The 16,522-nt window shown below is 61.2% G+C and carries 12 protein-coding genes, 1 tRNA gene and 2 pseudogenes; 11 read left to right on the plus strand and 4 right to left on the minus strand.

The genetic code is table 11. The features are described from left to right. Nucleotides 1-38 precede the first annotated feature (38 nt). On the plus strand, nt 39-371 hold the full coding sequence (locus G5V57_RS20845) for a DHCW motif cupin fold protein (protein WP_165174204.1): 333 nt from the start codon (nt 39-41) through the stop codon (nt 369-371). 247 nt (nt 372-618) lie between these two features. Then, the gene (locus tag G5V57_RS20850; RefSeq protein WP_165169482.1) at nt 619-2,043 is read left to right on the plus strand and encodes a hypothetical protein; all 1,425 of its coding nucleotides are present in this window, start codon (nt 619-621) and stop codon (nt 2,041-2,043) included. 11 nt (nt 2,044-2,054) lie between these two features. Here G5V57_RS20850 and selD read toward each other — a convergent pair whose 3' ends face one another. Beyond that, a complete protein-coding gene (selD, locus tag G5V57_RS20855) occupies nt 2,055-3,128 on the minus strand; it encodes a selenide, water dikinase SelD (RefSeq protein ID WP_165169483.1) in 1,074 nt (357 codons plus the stop codon). A 291-nt stretch (nt 3,129-3,419) separates the two neighbouring features. On the opposite strand from selD, the pseudogene fdnG reads away from it, so the two are divergent. The 8 genes and pseudogenes from fdnG (at nt 3,420) to G5V57_RS20895 (ending at nt 13,625) form a co-directional block, all read left to right on the plus strand. Next, nucleotides 3,420-6,505: pseudogene (gene fdnG, locus G5V57_RS20860) on the plus strand (formate dehydrogenase-N subunit alpha). Nucleotides 6,506-6,515: 10 nt separating this feature from the next. Beyond that, nucleotides 6,516-7,466 (plus strand): formate dehydrogenase subunit beta, encoded by a 951-nt coding sequence (gene fdxH, locus G5V57_RS20865; RefSeq protein WP_165169484.1) that lies wholly within the window; start codon nt 6,516-6,518, stop codon nt 7,464-7,466. Beyond that, entirely contained in the window at nt 7,453-8,163 is a 711-nt protein-coding gene (locus G5V57_RS20870) for a formate dehydrogenase subunit gamma (RefSeq protein WP_165169485.1), read from the plus strand. The genes fdxH and G5V57_RS20870 overlap by 14 nt, the downstream gene beginning before the upstream one ends. Nucleotides 8,164-8,458: 295 nt before the next feature. Further along, on the plus strand, nt 8,459-9,376 hold the full coding sequence (fdhE, locus tag G5V57_RS20875; RefSeq protein WP_165169486.1) for a formate dehydrogenase accessory protein FdhE: 918 nt from the start codon (nt 8,459-8,461) through the stop codon (nt 9,374-9,376). A 7-nt stretch (nt 9,377-9,383) separates the two neighbouring features. Further along, on the plus strand, nt 9,384-10,802 hold the full coding sequence (selA, locus tag G5V57_RS20880; RefSeq protein WP_165169487.1) for an L-seryl-tRNA(Sec) selenium transferase: 1,419 nt from the start codon (nt 9,384-9,386) through the stop codon (nt 10,800-10,802). Beyond that, entirely contained in the window at nt 10,789-11,577 is a 789-nt protein-coding gene (locus G5V57_RS20885; protein WP_165169488.1) for a tetratricopeptide repeat protein, read from the plus strand. Before selA ends, G5V57_RS20885 begins: the two co-directional genes overlap by 14 nt. After that, nucleotides 11,574-13,406: pseudogene (gene selB / locus G5V57_RS20890) on the plus strand (selenocysteine-specific translation elongation factor); the annotation flags it as partial. The gene G5V57_RS20885 and the pseudogene selB, both read left to right, overlap by 4 nt. Nucleotides 13,407-13,529: 123 nt before the next feature. Further along, nucleotides 13,530-13,625: transfer RNA gene (locus tag G5V57_RS20895), tRNA-Sec, on the plus strand. Nucleotides 13,626-13,746: 121 nt separating this feature from the next. On the opposite strand, the gene G5V57_RS20900 is transcribed toward G5V57_RS20895, so the two are convergent. Further along, nucleotides 13,747-14,358 carry a hypothetical protein gene (locus tag G5V57_RS20900; protein WP_165169489.1) on the minus strand — a complete coding sequence of 204 codons (612 nt, stop codon included), beginning with the start codon at nt 14,356-14,358 and terminating at the stop codon, nt 13,747-13,749. Between the two features lie 729 nt (nt 14,359-15,087). Between G5V57_RS20900 and G5V57_RS20905 the strand changes: the two genes are divergently transcribed. After that, the gene (locus G5V57_RS20905; protein WP_165169490.1) at nt 15,088-15,453 is read left to right on the plus strand and encodes a hypothetical protein; all 366 of its coding nucleotides are present in this window, start codon (nt 15,088-15,090) and stop codon (nt 15,451-15,453) included. Between the two features lie 16 nt (nt 15,454-15,469). Here the strand turns inward: G5V57_RS20905 and G5V57_RS20910 are convergent, their stop codons facing one another. Together G5V57_RS20910 and G5V57_RS20915 are read right to left on the minus strand one after the other, a co-directional pair. After that, nucleotides 15,470-15,898, minus strand: coding sequence for an RNA polymerase sigma factor region1.1 domain-containing protein (locus G5V57_RS20910; protein ID WP_165169491.1), 429 nt, complete (start codon nt 15,896-15,898; stop codon nt 15,470-15,472). Between the two features lie 369 nt (nt 15,899-16,267). Then, entirely contained in the window at nt 16,268-16,492 is a 225-nt protein-coding gene (locus G5V57_RS20915; protein ID WP_165169492.1) for a hypothetical protein, read from the minus strand. Nucleotides 16,493-16,522: the final 30 nt, after the last annotated feature.

The following is a 16,522-nucleotide window of genomic DNA, read 5'->3' on the forward strand; positions in this document are numbered from 1 at the left end:
GAAGAGCCGGCCGCACTGAATCTTGATGGATGACCATGATGAAGTTGCCTGAGCATGCCTTTTCTACGACCGATTGGTCGGCAATCGTGCCCACCGAGCACCCGGGCGAGAGCGGTACGGCCTTCTGGCGCACACTGAATATCGGCGACATACGCATAAGGGTGGTGGAGTACAGTCCCGGCTATCTGGCAGATCATTGGTGCGACCGCGGCCACATCCTCTATGTGCTTGAGGGTGAACTGAATACGGAACTGAAGGACGGCCGGCGCTTTACGCTGACGGCGGGCATGAGCTACCAGGTCTCCGATCATGGCGACGCGTCGCACAGGTCCTCAACGGCCAAGGGCGCTAAACTGTTCATCGTCGACTGATTACGGCGGTTCGATCGGCCCGACCCCGCGCCGCATCTGTCAGGAGGCCGTGGAACCGCTGTCCAAAATATGGTAACTTTCACGCGTTGGCTTGCGTTACCTGCGACCGCTCAGGCGCAGCTCGAGGTGCCACATGCCCTGGATTGGGAATTTTGTAGCGCCTATTCTGTCAGGCGCCCGGGGTCTAGGGTTGCGTGTTTGTCGTCACTCTGACTTTGCTTCTCCTTCGACCTCATCTTGCGGCAAGGTGACCGCCACTCTCATCGCACTTGCCTTGGCGACCGCGCAATCCGCGCGGGCGCTTGACACGTTTCCCGGCGCTTCCGGCGCTGGCCGGGCTACGACTGGAGGGCGCGGGGGCGCCGTCTTCATTGTTACGAATACGGCGGACAGCGGCCAGGGCAGCCTCCGGGCCTGCATGGAGTCGACTGGGCCACGCACCTGCGTATTCAGAACGAGCGGCACGATCCAGCTTGCGACCCAGATTGTTGTGAGCAGCGGCGCCTTGACGGTGGCGGGTCAGACAAGCCCCGGCGGCGTTCAGATTCGCCTGAAGCCCGGCATTGCGGATATTGACGCCGCAACTCCCATTCGCATCGTGGCCAGCAACGTGTTTCTGAGGCACCTTCGCGTGCGCCCGGGCAATGAACCCGCCTGGGATCGCACACGGGGCAATCGGAGTGGCATCGGTATCGAGAAACTAGGCGCCGTCGATCCACAGGACATTTACCTCGATCACATGTCTGTCGGATATGGATCCGACCAGGCGATGTACTCATTTCAGAGCGGTAAAAACATCACGGTCGCATACAGCCTGTTCGCCTATCCGCTTTCACCATTGGATCACGATTACGGCCCCATCTTCTGCTCGGACCAGCACCGGGGAGACTGCGGCAAGACCACTCTCTGGCGCGACATCATCAGCTCATATCGGTGGCGCAATCCGGCCTTGAAGTCGGTGGGATGTGGCGCCCATAACGAAAGGGTGCATGACGTCATCAACACCCTGATCTCGAACCCGGGTCAGTTCGGTATCATGGTCGCCGACGATCATCCGGACGCAAGCAACATCGGCACCTGCGCGAATGTCGTGGCCAGCATCATGGAGCGCGGGCCGAAATCGACGGACCCGATCGCGCTCATCAATCAAGGCAATGACACCGCTGCCACGAACAGGTGGTATGCGCCGGTTGGGACGGGGAGCGCCAACGACAACCTGCTCCTGGGCTCGCCGGCCATCCCGCAGTGCAGGATCACGAAGCTGGGCCCGCCGACTCCATGCACCGAGGCAAGCCAGACCGCGCCTATCGGGGCGTTGAGTGCCCCGATAATGGGCACGGCGACGCTCAAGAACCACCTGATGCAACAAGTTGGGGCCTTCCCGCGCGACAGTCTGGACGCGAAGTGGATCGGCTTTGTCAATAACGTGTCGATGGCCCCTGCCACCAACCCGCCTTATACGACATCGGCTTCCTTCCCCACGATTACCGGGCCGCCAGCGCCGGTTGATAGCGACAATGACGGCATGCCGAAAAGCTTCGAGCAGGCAAACGGTCTCAACCCGAACAACGCAGCCGATCGGAACAACATCGTCCCATCGGGCACCTACGCCGGCTATACGTGGCTTGAGCGCTATCTCGACGAACGCCATCAGGCGATTACGCCGCCGTGATGGCTGCAGCCTCACGCCTGGACTGATACGGAAGACGGCCCTTGTTCCACATGGCCCACCAGCCGGGCCGACGGATTGCCTGCCGTGATGATCTTTTCCACCAGTGCCGCTGCGCCGTCGCCTTGGCAGGCGATCAGCAACCCGCCTGAAGTCTGCGGATCGGTGAGAAGATGGCGGCACCATTCCGGCATATCCTCAGGCAGCATCACCGCTTCGCCATAGCTTGCCCAGTTGCGCCGTGACGCGCCGGTGACATAGCCGTCACGGGCAAGCGATGCCGCTTCAGAAAAGAGCGGAATATCGCCGGCCCGGATGACGAGAGCGCAACTGGAGCCGCGCGCCATTTCGAGCGCATGTCCAAGCAGCCCGAAACCGGTCACGTCGGTGATCGCATGGACATTCGGGTCCTGCGCCAGCTCAGCACCGATCCGGTTGAGAAGGGTGGTCGATTGGATCATTTCGGCATAGCCGCTCGGAGCGAGCCTCTCTTTCTTGATGGCGGCGGAATAGATGCCGACGCCGATCGCTTTGGTCAGGATCAAGGCATCTCCCGGCTTTGCGTTCGAGTTGCGCCTGACATCCTCCGGCCGGCATGTGCCGATCACGGCGAGACCATAAATGGGCTCGGGTGAATCGATCGAATGGCCGCCCGCGACCGGGATTCCCGCTGCGCCGCAGACGTCTCTGCCTCCTTTCAGGATTTCACGGACCATGGGCGTCGGTATCTTGTCGAGCGGCATGCCGAGGATCGCCAGCGCCATGATCGGCCGGCCGCCCATCGCGTAGACATCGGAAATGGCATTGGTCGCCGCGATGCGGCCGAAATCATAAGGATCGTCCACCATCGGCATGAAGAAATCGGTGGTCGCGATGACGCAGGTTTCATCGTCGATCTGCCAGACGGCGGCATCATCGCCAGTCTCGGTACCGACCAGGAGCTGCCGGAAGGGATTGATCTTGACCTCATCGGCAAGAAGCTGCTGCAGGACGGAAGGCGACAGCTTACAGCCGCAGCCGCCGCCATGAGCGAGGCTGGTCAGGCGGAAGGGAGCAGGCGCGAGTTCAGCCGTAAACGGTGCTGCCATGGCGAGGCCTCCTCAAATTGCGCTGGGATTGGTGGCCAGGGAGGGGCGCAAATCGCGCGCCAGGGTGCTTGTTGTCACCGCTGCAGGCCGTTGTCCGAGTAGCGCCCCGGCACGCGGGAGCCCGTTCCGACACCACACCCGACAGTAGGGTTTTCCCCGGACCGGCGTCAACATTCAGTTGGGCGTTGGCCATTCTCGTACGTTTGACATTGGTTTGAATCGGTTCAAGATAGGCTTCGTACCCTTGGTTTGGGACGCCTTGCGGGGCGTCAACTACGGGAGGAAGTTCCGATGAATGTCGAACTCTCGCGGCGCGCGTTTCTGCAGACGGCAGGCGCGGGTCTTGCCTGTACTTCGCTTGGAGCCATGGGCTTCGGCGAAATCGAGGCCGCGCAAGCGGCGGCCATACGGCCGTTCAAACTCGTCAACACGACTGAGACCCGCAACACCTGCCCCTATTGCTCGGTGGCATGCGGCGTCATCCTCTATTCGAAGGGCGATCTTCGCAAGGGCGAACAGGCCGAGATCATCCATATCGAGGGCGACACCGACCATCCGACCAACCGCGGCACCTTGTGCCCGAAGGGGTCGGCTCTGCTCGGCTTCGTCAAGGCGCCGACGCGCTTGCAGCATCCGATGGTCCGCAAGCCCGGCTCGGACAAGTTCGAACCCGTAACCTGGGAAGCGGCACTCGACCGCATCGCCCGCCTGATGAAGGACGATCGCGACAAGAACTTCGTTGCGACGAACAATGATGGCGTGACGGTCAACCGCTGGCTGACCACCGGTTTCCTCGCCGCCTCGGCAACGACCAATGAAACAGCGTTCGCGACCTACAAGGTGGTGCGCAGCGCTGGAATGCTGGTGTTCGATAACCAGGCACGTGTCTGACACGGACCGACGGTGGCGAGTCTCGCCCCAACATTCGGCCGCGGAGCAATGACGAATTCCTGGACCGACATCAGGAACACGGATCTTGTCGTCATCATGGGGGAAATGCCGCTGAAGCGCATCCCTGCGGATTCAAATGGGTTACCGAGGCGAAAGCCAATCGCGGCGCCAAGCTCATCGTCATCGACCCGCGCTTCACGCGCTCGGCCTCGGTATCGGACGTCTATGCGCCGATCCGCCAGGGCAGCGACATCGCATTCCTGCTCGGGCTGATCAATTACTGCATCAGCAACGACAAGGTCCAGTGGGACTATGTCAAGGCGTTCACCAACGCCGCTTATATCGTCAAACAGGGCTTCACTTACCAGGACGGTCTCTTCTCCGGATATGACGAGACCAGGCGCGATTACGACAAATCCACCTGGGACTACGAGATCGGCGCGGACGGTTTTGCCGTTGTCGACGACACCTTGCAAAACCCGCGCTGCGTCTGGAACCTGCTCAAGAACCATGTCGCGGTCTATACGCCCGAGATGGTCGAGCGCATCTGCGGTACGCCCAAGGAGAAATTCCTGAAAGTGGCCGGGATGATCGCCGAATGCTCATCGCCGCAAAAGGCGATGACCTCGATGTACGCGCTCGGCTGGACGCAGCACTCGAAGGGCTCGCAGAACATCCGCGGCATGGCGATGCTGCAGCTCATTCTGGGCAATATCGGCATTCGCGGTGGTGGCATGAACGCGCTTCGCGGCCACTCCAACATCCAGGGGCTTACCGATGTCGGGCTGATGTCCAACTTGCTGCCGGGCTATCTCACTTTGCCGACGCAGAAGGAGCCGGACCTCGCCACCTACATGTCGACTCGCGGCTTCAAGCCGCTGCGGCCGAACCAGATGAGCTACTGGCAGAACTACAAGAAGTTTTTTGTCAGCTTCCAGAAATCGATGTGGGGCCCGGCAGCGACCGTCGCCAACGACTTCGCCTACAACTACCTGCCTAAGCTCGATCTGCCGGGCTATGACATATTGCGCGCTTTCGACATGATGAATCAGGGCAAGCTCAACGGCTATTTCTGCCAGGGCTTCAACCCGATGCAGGCGTTTCCGAACCGGAAGAAGATCACCGCCGCTCTCTCCAAGCTGAAGTTCCTCGTCGTGATGGATCCCCTGGCGACGGAGACGTCGCGGTTCTGGGAGAACCACGGCGCCTATAATGACGTCGATACAGCGGCGATCCAGACCGAGGTGATCGAACTGCCCTCGACTTGCTTCGCCGAGGATGACGGCTCGCTCACCAATTCGGGACGTTGGTTGCAGTGGCATTGGGCCGGCGGCACACCCCCGGGCGAGGCGAAGCATGACACCTGGATCATGGCGCAGATCCATCTGCGGCTGAAGGACCTCTACCGCAAGGAGGGCGGCGCGTTTGCCGATCCCATCCTCAACCTCCAATGGCCCTACGCCGATCCGGGAGCTCCGAAAGCCGAGGAGATCGCGCAGGAGATCAATGGCCGGGCGCTGGCGCCAGTGATGGATACGGCCGATCCGACGAAGGTGCTGGTCGAGGCCGGGAAGCTGGTACCGGGCTTTGCCGCGCTGCGCGACGACGGTTCCACCGCTTCTGGATGCTGGATCTATTCCGGCTGCTACAATGAGAACGGCAACAACATGGCAAGGCGGGACACGAGCGATCCCGATGAGACCGGCGCTTATCTGAAATGGACATTCTCGTGGCCGGCCAATCGCCGCATTCTCTACAATCGCGCTTCCGCCGATCTCAACGGGAAGGCCTGGGATCCAACCCGCAAGCTGATCGAATGGGATGGCACGAAATGGTCGGGCTACGACGTCCCGGACATCGCGCCGACGGCGAAGCCTGGAGAAGTCGGCCCGTTCATCATGAATCCGGAAGGCGTCTCGCGTCTCTTCACGCGGGGCATGATGCGCGACGGACCGTTCCCGGCACATTACGAGCCGTTTGAATCGCCGATCGTGAATCCGATCGCCCCCAAGGTGCGCGGCAATCCCGTCGCCCGGGTGTTCGAGGGCGATCTGGCCCAATTCGCCGAAGCGGCTTCCAAGGAATTTCCTTATGCGGCGACGTCCTACCGTCTGACCGAGCATTTTCACTATTGGACCAAGCACGTGCTCGCCAATGCCGTGATACAGCCCGAATTCTTCGTCGAGATTTCGGAACAGCTGGCGGCGGAAAAGGGGATCACCAAGGGTGGTTGGGTAAGGGTGTGGTCGAAGCGCGGCTCGGTCACCGCGAAGGCCATGGTGACCAAGCGGATCAAGCCGCTCGTCTGCGATGGCACGACCGTTCATATCATCGGCATACCGCTGCATTGGGGCTTCACCGGACTGGCGAAGAAAGGCTTCGGCCCGAATATGCTGACGCCTTTTGTCGGTGACGCCAATATCGAGACGCCGGAATACAAGGCGTTTCTGGTCAATATCGAGTCCATTCCCGGTCCGACGGCATAGGAGGCGGCACATGTTTCCTCCCATTCCCAATCCCCCCGTCACCTACACGCCGGCGCGTTTCTCCGAGTTGGATCTGATCCGCCGCTCCGCCTCGACGGTACCGCAGCCTGCGCAGATGCAGACCGAGGTCGCCAAGCTCATCGATGTCTCCAAATGCATCGGCTGCAAGGCCTGCCAGACGGCCTGCATCGAGTGGAACGACACGAAGCCGGAAGTCGGCGTCTTTGCCGGCGTCTTCGAGAACCCGCCCGACCTGACGCCGGAGATGTTCACGCTCATGCGCTATACCGAGTGGGAAAATCCCGAGACCGATAATCTCGAATGGCTGATCCGCAAGGACGGCTGCATGCATTGCGCCGATCCCGGCTGCCTCAAGGCCTGCCCGGCGCCGGGCGCGATCGTTCAGTATTCGAACGGTATCGTCGACTTCGTCCACGAGAACTGCATTGGCTGCGGCTACTGCGTCAAGGGCTGTCCGTTCGACATTCCGCGCATCTCGCGCGTCGACAATACCGCCTATAAGTGCACGCTCTGCTCCGATCGCGTCGCGGTCGGGCAGGGACCCGCCTGCGCCAAGGCATGTCCGACCCAGGCAATCGTCTTCGGCACCAAGGATGAAATGAAACAGCATGCCGAGGGCCGTATCGCCGACCTGAAGTCGCGGGGCTTCGCCAATGCCGGCCTCTACGATCCACCGGGCGTCGGTGGCACGCATGTCATGTATGTATTGCATCATGCCGATGAGCCGGAATTATATTCAGGCCTGCCCAGGGATCCCCGGATCAGCCCGGTGATAGAAGCGTGGAAGGGGGTCACCAAATATGCCGGCCTCACCGTGATCGGTGTCGCGGCGGCGCTCGGCTTCCTCCACCACATGATCGTGGGGCCGAACAAGGTCACGGAAAGGGACGAGGAGCGTGCCGAAGAGCTGACGGAAGGTGACCGCCATGGCCGCGTATGACATACAGCCGGGCGACCGGGTTCATCCCGGCAGGCCCGTGACCGTCGATCGTTACACACTCGGCGCCAGGATCAATCACTGGATTACGGCGGCGAGCCTCGTGCTTCTCGCTCTGTCCGGCCTCTCATTGTTCCATCCGCGCCTGTACTTCCTCACGAGCCTGTTCGGCGGCGGCGCCTGGGTGCGCATTATCCATCCGTGGATCGGCGTCGTGCTCTTCTTCAGCTTCCTCGGGCTCTTCCTGCGTTTCTGGAAGGCCAATCTTTGGAAGCGCGAGGACGGCACCTGGCTTGCGCGTGTGCGCGACGTGCTTGCCGCGCATGAAGAGAACCTGCCCGAGGTCGGCAAGTACAATGCCGGCCAGAAATTCGTGTTCTGGGCCATGTCTATCCTGATCATCATTCTGATCCTGAGTGGTCTCCTCATCTGGGAGCGGTATTTCTCCACCTATTCGACCATACCGCAGCAGCGATTGGCCCTCATCATCCATACAATCGCCGCGGTAGTGATCATCGGTGTGTGGATCATTCATGTCTATGCTGCGATCTGGGTGAGGGGGACCATCAACGCGATGACCCGCGGTTCGGTGACCGGCGGCTGGGCCTGGCGGCACCACCGCAAATGGCTGCGCGAGCTCGTGACGCTGAGGCCGGCTGAGGCGTCAGCATCGAAGCCGGCAAAGAAGAGCAGGCGATAGGGCTTTCCACAGCAGTTTGAGCAGGTCAGCGGCGGAAGGACGAACGCCGCCGCTAGTGTCCCGAATCCGAAGTTCGCCACAGCCAGCGGGACCTCCTGAGCGAACTTCGGATTCGGAAGGACACTAGAAAACTCAATGAGTCTAGTGTGCTTTTGAACGCGAAGTTCCTGTCGGTGCGAGCCGTCTGATAACAGGAACTTCGCGTTCAGCACACTAGTTGGATGAGAGCGGAAAAACCTGTAGGATCACGAAGTGCTGAGGCAGCCACATGGCCCGTGCGGTTCGTGAGGTATGGATGACCAAACAGATCATTCCAGCCGGTTCCGATCCTACCGCTATCGGTGAAATTTCAGTGCCGCCTTTCGCCCGTCTGCCGGACCCGACAGTCCTGTTCGCAAGTCGCGCCCAAAGGTTCGCGGCCTTGGCGCTTGGTCATCAGCTCGGTCCCTATCTGAATTTCCTCGCCGCTCTCGCGGGGGCTCAGCACGAGATCCAGGATGACTTGCCTGAGCCCGAGCTGCCCGATCCGGAAACACTCAAGCGGGCGCGCGATTATGGCATGCCGCCGCTCGATCGCGCCAAATTCTCTCACGTGGCGGCCTTAGCAACGCTCGAGAAGCTGCTCTCTGCTGCCTCGGCAATCGACAAGCCGAAGCCCGCTGCGGAAGCTCTCGACCGGCTGATCGGGGCCGGGTCTTTGGAACAAGAGCATCGCATGCGCAATGTGCTCGCCGATGCGATCCCGATCGAGGATCTGGCGCAGCATGTCTATGTCGCGGCGGCATTGCAGGTGCATTTCGCTCGCCTGGCCTCGCGCCTCGAGGCCGGCGCACTGGTTCCCGTCGGCGATGGCGCCTGTCCGGCCTGCGGCGGTCCTCCGGTATCTTCAGTGATCGTCGGCTGGCATGGCGCCCATGGCGCGCGCTTCTGTGCCTGCTCGCTCTGTGCCACGCTGTGGAACTATGTGCGCATCAAATGCTCCTTGTGCGGTTCGACCAAGGGGATCGGCTACCAGGAAATCGACGGTGGTCCCGGAACCGTCAAAGCCGAGACCTGCGATTCTTGTCGCGGCTATGTGAAGATTTTTCATCAGCACAAGGACCCGGCCCTCGATCCGACCACCGATGACGTGGCGACATTGGCGCTCGATCTCTTGATGCGTGACGGTCCTTATCGCCGTGGATCGTTCAACCCGTTCCTGATCGGCTATTGAGGAGGCCATGACCGGACTGTCCGCGAACAGCTTGCGTGCGCTTCCCTCGGTCGATCAGGTGCTGAAGACACCGCTCGCGCAAACGGCAAAGGAGCGGTTCGGCCGGCAGGCCACCACGGACGCCATTCGCGCCGTGCTCGCAAGAGCGCGTGCATCCGGCTTGGCGGAAGGCCGGAGTTCGGAAGCGGACGATGTCGCGGCGGATGCCCTGGAACAGCTCAAATCCGCGGAACGATCTTCCTTGCGTCCGGTCTACAACCTTACCGGCACCGTGCTGCACACCAATCTGGGTCGGGCGCTGCTGGCGGACGAGGTTATTGAGGCCATAAGCAGTGTCACGCGCAAGTCCGTTTCTCTCGAATTCGACATCGAGAAAGGTGAGCGCGGTGAACGCGACGATCATCTGCGCTCGCTCATCTGTGAGATGACCGGTGCGGAGGACGCGACGGTCGTCAACAACAACGCGGCGGCGGTTCTCCTGGTCCTCAACACCTTTGCGCTGGGACGCGAGGCGATCGTTTCGCGTGGCGAGCTGATCGAGATCGGCGGCTCGTTCCGCATGCCGGATATCATGACCCGTGCGGGTGCCAGGCTCGTCGAAGTCGGCACCACCAACCGCACGCATGCGAAAGACTACGTGGCGGCGATCGGGCCCGAAACGGGGCTCGTCCTCAAGGTGCACACATCGAACTACCGCGTCGAAGGCTTTACCGCGGAAGTCCCGGCGCGCGAGCTGGCCGCAATCGCCAAAGCGCAGAGCGTAGCGCTGGTCCATGATCTGGGGTCGGGCACGCTCGTCGATCTTGGGCGCTTCGGTCTGAGCCACGAGCCGACGGTCCGCGAGGCGGTCGCTGACGGCGCCGATCTCGTCACCTTCTCGGGCGACAAGCTCTTGGGCGGTCCGCAGGCGGGATTCATCGTCGGGCGCAAGGATATGATCGCCGCCCTCGGCCGCAATCCGATGAAACGGGCGCTGCGGGTGGACAAGCTGCGGCTGGCGGCGCTCGAAGCAACGCTGAAGCTCTATCGCGACCCCGACCGCCTCGTCGAGCGCTTGCCGACGCTTCGATTGCTGGCGCGCCCTGAGGCCGACATCGCGCGACAAGCGGCGCGTCTTCGCCCCGTGCTGGCCGATGTGCTGGGCGACGCATTCTCGGTCGATATCATCGATTGCCCGAGCCAGATCGGATCGGGCGCTTTGCCGCTCGAGACGTTGCCGAGTGCCGGCCTTGCTTTGCGCGCGCGCTCGGGCGGCGGTCACGCGCTGGCAGCCCTGGCCCAGGCGCTACGGCGGCTCAGCGTTCCCGTCATCGGCAGGATCGAGAACCAGGCGCTGGTTCTCGACTTGCGCTGCCTTGAAGATGAGGCAGGCTTCATCGCCAATTTCGCCGGTCTCGCGAGAGGAGAGGCCGATGCGATGGCTTGACCGCCTGGTTCGCAAACCGGCCGAAGCGCCAGTGGCCAAAAAAATGGCTGCCGCGTTCAACGCCGTGCAGCGCGGCGACCATGCGTCAGCTCTCGCCATCTGGGAGCCGCTCGCGCAAATGGGTGTGGCGCGTGCCCAGAACAATATTGGCGCCTGCCTGGCGGAAGGACGCGGTGTCGAACACAATCCCGAACTTGCCTTCCGCTGGCTGACGCTTGCCGCGGAAGGCAATGACCCTGTCGGGCAGAGGAATCTAGCGGCGCTCTACTTTCGCGGGCTCGGTGTCGCACAGGATTATCGGCGTGCCGCCGAACTTTATCGTTTGGCTTCCGAACAGGGCGACGGCCCGGCCCAGGACATGCTGAGCTGGATGCTGCTCGAAGGTGAAGTCATCGAACCTGACGTCGCCGAAGCACAGCGCTGGGCGCTGGCCGCCGCGGGGCAGGGGATCGCATCGGCGATGACCCGGCTCGGCATGCTACACCACAATGCGCTGGGCGTTGCGCGCGATCCCGCCGAAGCCGCCCGGTGGTGGCGCCGTGCGGCGTTTCTGGGAGATGCGGACGGCCAGGCGATGCTGGGCGCCGCCTGCCATTTGGGCGCCGGCGTAGAGGCGGATGCGGTCACGGCGCTCGCCTGGCTGCTGCGCGCCGAGGCCCGGGGCAGCAGTCTCGCGACACGCTATATGGCGGCGGCTCGCGCAGCGCTTAGCGCTGACGAGGTCGCCGAAGCAGTGCATCGGGCCGCCCAGCCACTGCCGGAGGTCACACCATGATCATCGGCACAGCGGGACATGTCGATCATGGCAAGACCGCGCTGGTGCAGGCGCTGACCGGCGTCGATACCGACCGCCTGCAGGAAGAGAAGGCCCGCGGCATGACCATCGATCTGGGCTTCGCCTATTTGCCCGCACCCGATGGAAATATCATCGGTTTCGTGGATGTGCCAGGCCACGAGCGTTTCGTGCACACGATGCTGGCAGGGGCGAGCGGCATCGACTTCGTACTCCTGGTCGTGGCCGCCGATGACGGCCTCATGCCGCAGACGCTGGAGCATCTTGCCATCATCGATCTCCTCGGCATCAAACAGGGCGCCGTGGTCCTCAGCAAGACCGATCTGGCGACGCCTGAGCGTCGTGTTGCGGTCACGGCGGAAATCAGGACGGCGATTTCCCAAACGGGTCTCGCTCAAGCGGAAGTGATTTCCGTCTCGTCGGTCACCGGCGAGGGCGTCGACAAGCTCAAGAGTCTTCTCTTCGAGGCGTCACACGCCGTCGATCATGAGGCTTCCGGCCGCTTCAGGCTAGCGGTAGACCGCTCTTTCACGCTGAAGGGTATTGGTACCGTCGTGACCGGCACCGTGTTGTCGGGCGCGGTCGGCATCGGCGACCATGTCGTGGTTTCGCCATCGGGACTGGCGGCACGGATCCGTTCCATCCATGCGCAGAACCGCGAGGCCGAGCGGGGCAGGGCCGGAGATCGCTGCGCCCTCAACTTGGATGGCGAAAGCATCGCCAAGGAAGCGATCCACCGCGGCGATGTGATCCTCGATCCCGAACTTCACGCGCCGACCGATCGCATCGACGCCGGTTTGCGTATTCTGTCCGGCGAGCCCAGGCCGGTCGGCCAATGGTTTCCGGTGCGATTGCACCATGCCTCAGCCGAGGTCGGTGCGCGGATCGTGCTGCTCAGCGACGAACCGGTGCGGCCCGACGGCAAAGCCATGGTTCAACTCGTGCTCGACACACCGATTGCCGCCGCCGCCGGCGATCGCTACGTCGTGAGGGATACGTCCGCACAGCGCACCATTGGTGGTGGAAGCTTCCTCGATCTGAGGGCGCTCGCGCGCAAACGTCGTGCACCCGAACGGCTGGCGCGGCTCGATGCGCACGCCATACGGGATCCTGAGCAGGCGGTCGCGGCACTCCTGTCGATGCCACCGTTTTATCTCGACCTCGCCGCCTTCGCGCGCGATCGAGCGCTGAGCCGTGCTGAGGCTGAAAGCGTGATCGCTCGCCTCAGGCTTGCGCATATCCCCCTTGCGGAGATGAGTCTCGTCTTCTCGGCCGCTCATTGGACGGAACTAAAGCGCGCTTTGGCCCTGACATTGAGTTCATTCCATGCCGACAACCCGAACCTGCCGGGCATCGGGATGGAAAGGCTGAGGCTTGCGGTCGCACCGCGCCTTCCCGCCCCCGCTTTCATCGCGGTCCTGCGTGAGCTCGCCTGCGCCCATGAGCTCGCTCTTGACGGCGCCTGGGTCAGGCTGCCGAGCCATGAGGTACGGCTTGCGTCGAAGGACGAAGCTCTCTGGCTTGAGATTGAGCCGCTTCTCGGTGGCCCAGCGCGCTTCCACCCGCCACGGGTGCGTGACATCGCCGGGACATTGCCCAGGCCCGAAGCCGAGATTCGCAGGCTCTTGAAGCTCACCTCCCGCATGGGAAAGACGCATGAGGTGGCGCATGACCACTTCTTCCTGCGCGGCGCCTTGGCCGAGATCGTCGACATCACCCGCGATCTGGCAATCTCGGTTCCCGATGCGCAATTCAGCGCCGCCCAGTTTCGTGATCGTGTCGGCAGCGGGCGCAAGCTGGCGATCCACATTCTCGAATTTCTCGATCGCCACGGTGTGACGCTGAGGCGCGGTGATTGGCGCCGTATCAACCGCGCTCGTCTGGACCTGTTCCGGCTTGCGGATGATAATGAAATGCCGAATGCAGAAGTCTCTGGAGGAGCATCGTCCCCGGTGGGGCGTCCGGACTTCAAACCCGGGAGGGGCCGCGAGACGGTCCTTGGTGGGTTCGACTCCCACTCTCTTCCGCCAGCCGAACCCCTTTGATGCGAGTTCCATCGGCTGTCCGATATGGAGGCCCAACTGCAAAGCCCGGCAGCAATCGCCCGAGTACACATCATCCGATCTGATATTGCCAAATCTCCGTATTGGCTTACGACTTGCGCGCAAGCCTCCGCCTGTAGCGTTTCAAGTGCTTCATTTGCTTTGCGGCGACCGACCTGATCCAGGATATCGACTCCATATCGGCGCCAAGAGCTTCTGCCTTATCACACCAGTCGGATTCCAATACGCAGTCTCTGTTGCACGGCAGCTGTGTAGAGTCGATGAGCGCCTCCATCGCCTCGTTCACCGTCTCGACTGAGCCTGTCTTGACGGACAGCCGAACCAAGTTTCCCGCCGCATAATTCACATAACTTTGCTTCCGGATCGCCAATTCGAGAGCTTTCTTGGCGTGCAAAAATCCCGCCTCCAGCTCATTATTCTCAATCAATGCTTCGGATAGAATCATCAGCGATGTGTCATTGCGGAACTCCTGATGATGCGCCTGTGCCAATTTGACGGCAGCTGCGGTATTGTTCGCTAATGTACATTCAGAGATTGCGCACATAGATAGTTCTGCACGCGCAAAATAGTCGGTTTGAGTTGCGAAAACGGACATCAGCATGGCCGCGCTCTTCGGCATGGATACGCCATTGATCTCCACCACCTCGTTTCTATGAGGCTCTACTTGCTTTAGCAGAGGGGTGAGATCGAAAAGTTTCACTGATTGCTACTTCCTCTTCCGCCCTTTGCGCGGCCTGGGGGGCCTTACACCATCTTCATCGAAATCATTCCAAGGCGATGTTTCTCTTTCGCCTCTCAGGCACAGGTCACGAATTATATTGGCGCGCTTGAAGCATCTGCGCAAAGCTCCCGGATTATAGCTGTAGTTCTTATAACACTGCTCTCGATCATGATCAAATTGCCTGTGTTGTGGTTTCTATTCAGAAACGAAATGAAACGCCCCGGGAGTCGTTAGAACTGGGTGGAAGGTCGGAGGCCGGTTTTAATCCGAATAAGCCCGGCCATCCAAGACGGCCATTTAAAGTCCGAGCGTATTCAAATCTTGATATTCCCCAATCCTGCCGATCGGCCCGGAACCCCTGAGGCCTTTCCGCGAGGCGACGACAATCGGGCGTCCCTCATCGGAGCTATGGATCATAGCGACTTCGGACTAAAAAGATTGGCGTTCGTCTGCTAAAGAAGGGGGAGGTCTATTGAGTTGGTCGGCGGTCGCGCTCCTTCGCCTTGCCGATGCCGAACGCAGAAGTCTCTGAAGGAGCATCGTCCCCGGTGGGGCGTCTAGACTTCAAACCCAGGAGGGGCCGCGAGACGGCATTTGGATAGATAGGGGATTATGTGAGTGACAAGGCCATCCTCCTTTCTTCTCGACCTGAAGACAGCAGCCGAAGTCGCCAAAAGCGCTGAGGGATGCTTTCGGCGTGAGGCCACTTTGCGCATCCAGGCGCTTGAGGAGGAGCGTGCCTTTGCTTTCCGGCGATACAATCTGATGCAGGCGATCGCCAGCTCGATGGAAACAGCCGAAGACGAGGAGATCGCGGTCGCGACCGCCTTTGCAGCGTTACGCGCGCGTCTCGGCTGGAATTCGGACGGCGAGGCGCAAGCGGAGGTGATGACGCACTTCGGTCCAGTGGCGCTGGCGCTGTTTCGGGCTCAAGCCTCGTCTGAAGGCGAAATTGTGGGCCTCGCCCACAAGGCGCTTGCCGATTTTGAAAGCTGGTACGCCGAAGCCCGCGGCTCGTCATTCTGGAATCTGTTTGAGCAGCAGATACCCGACACACCGCGTGTCGATTTTTGAGGAGATGCGATCGAGATCAAAATGCGAAAGCGAAAAAGACCGCGAGCACCACAATTGCGAAGGCCGCTACCCACGGAAGCATGTGCGCCGGCACGGGAGAGCCGGAGCGCGGTATGTCCTGGTTCTTCCGGATTGGCTTATCTGCTGCAGTCGGAATGATTGTTGACTGTGTTCGTCTTTCAGGCGCCATCTCCGGCGGAACGGTCTGTTCGGGTTTCGCGACCGTCGCTATGTCCTGCGGAGCCGATTTGCGCTTAGGGGAGAGCAGGTTCGGATCTAGTTCGAGATCGAAACCGGCCTCGTCCAGGCGATTGACGATATGCGAGATCTCTTCGACGGACATGCTTTCGAGCGGCAACGCTTTTTGAAGATCTTCCATCGAGATGCCACCGCGCTGGCGTGCCAGCCTTATCAGTTCGAGCAGGGTCGCGTCGCCGAGGGGCATTTCGAGAATTCCGGACCGCAATCAATCAAAGACGTTTTCCAGGCATCACATCTCCAGCCAGATTATGGGGTGTTGGAGGGGCTTTCAACCCGCCATCCTGGAAGAATGACGCCAATCAGGTCGCGTTCCCACGCCAGCCGGCTGAAGAGGAACTCTTCATGCTCAAGGCAGTATCGGAATTCCGCGCCATCGGAAGGCAGTAGTCTCGTGACACGGTATTTCGCCAGCTTATCGGAAGCAGTGCGCTCTCGAGTCATGAGCCTCACGACCTGCCCCAGTGCGAAATGGTGAAACTCCATGTCCTGGCTTCCTATCTGGCCGCTCCTCGGACGTGTCTCACCCGTCCGATGGTAAAGTGAGCGGCGCTTTTCAATCTGCCAAGTCTCCCTTCGCACCGTCGCAATTGACTTTCGCCACGGCGGCATCGTCATCATTGTCGAACAGGATACCGTGCTTCGACTGGACTCCGTCATTCCAGCGTCCGAGATGCCAGTCGGCAATTTGCTTGCCTGTCATAAGGGCGTTCAGTTTCGTCGCCAGGCGATTGAGACCACGCAGCCCGGGCGGGGAGATATTGAACTCGGTTTCTCTCATGACTTGCGTCCTTATGGCAGCGACGGCCGG

Source organism: Nordella sp. HKS 07, assembly GCF_011046735.1.
GTDB lineage: Bacteria > Pseudomonadota > Alphaproteobacteria > Rhizobiales > Aestuariivirgaceae > Taklimakanibacter.

Coding starts and splice junctions, on each gene's coding strand:
- G5V57_RS20845 (WP_165174204.1), top strand. CDS start 39: ATGAAGTTGCCTGAGCATGCCTTTTCTACGACCGATTGGTCGGCAATC.
- selD (WP_165169483.1), bottom strand. CDS start 3,128: ATGGCAGCACCGTTTACGGCTGAACTCGCGCCTGCTCCCTTCCGCCTG.
- fdxH (WP_165169484.1), top strand. CDS start 6,516: ATGTTTCCTCCCATTCCCAATCCCCCCGTCACCTACACGCCGGCGCGT.
- G5V57_RS20870 (WP_165169485.1), top strand. CDS start 7,453: ATGGCCGCGTATGACATACAGCCGGGCGACCGGGTTCATCCCGGCAGG.
- fdhE (WP_165169486.1), top strand. CDS start 8,459: ATGACCAAACAGATCATTCCAGCCGGTTCCGATCCTACCGCTATCGGT.
- selA (WP_165169487.1), top strand. CDS start 9,384: ATGACCGGACTGTCCGCGAACAGCTTGCGTGCGCTTCCCTCGGTCGAT.
- G5V57_RS20885 (WP_165169488.1), top strand. CDS start 10,789: ATGCGATGGCTTGACCGCCTGGTTCGCAAACCGGCCGAAGCGCCAGTG.
- G5V57_RS20910 (WP_165169491.1), bottom strand. CDS start 15,898: ATGCCCCTCGGCGACGCGACCCTGCTCGAACTGATAAGGCTGGCACGC.
- G5V57_RS20915 (WP_165169492.1), bottom strand. CDS start 16,492: ATGAGAGAAACCGAGTTCAATATCTCCCCGCCCGGGCTGCGTGGTCTC.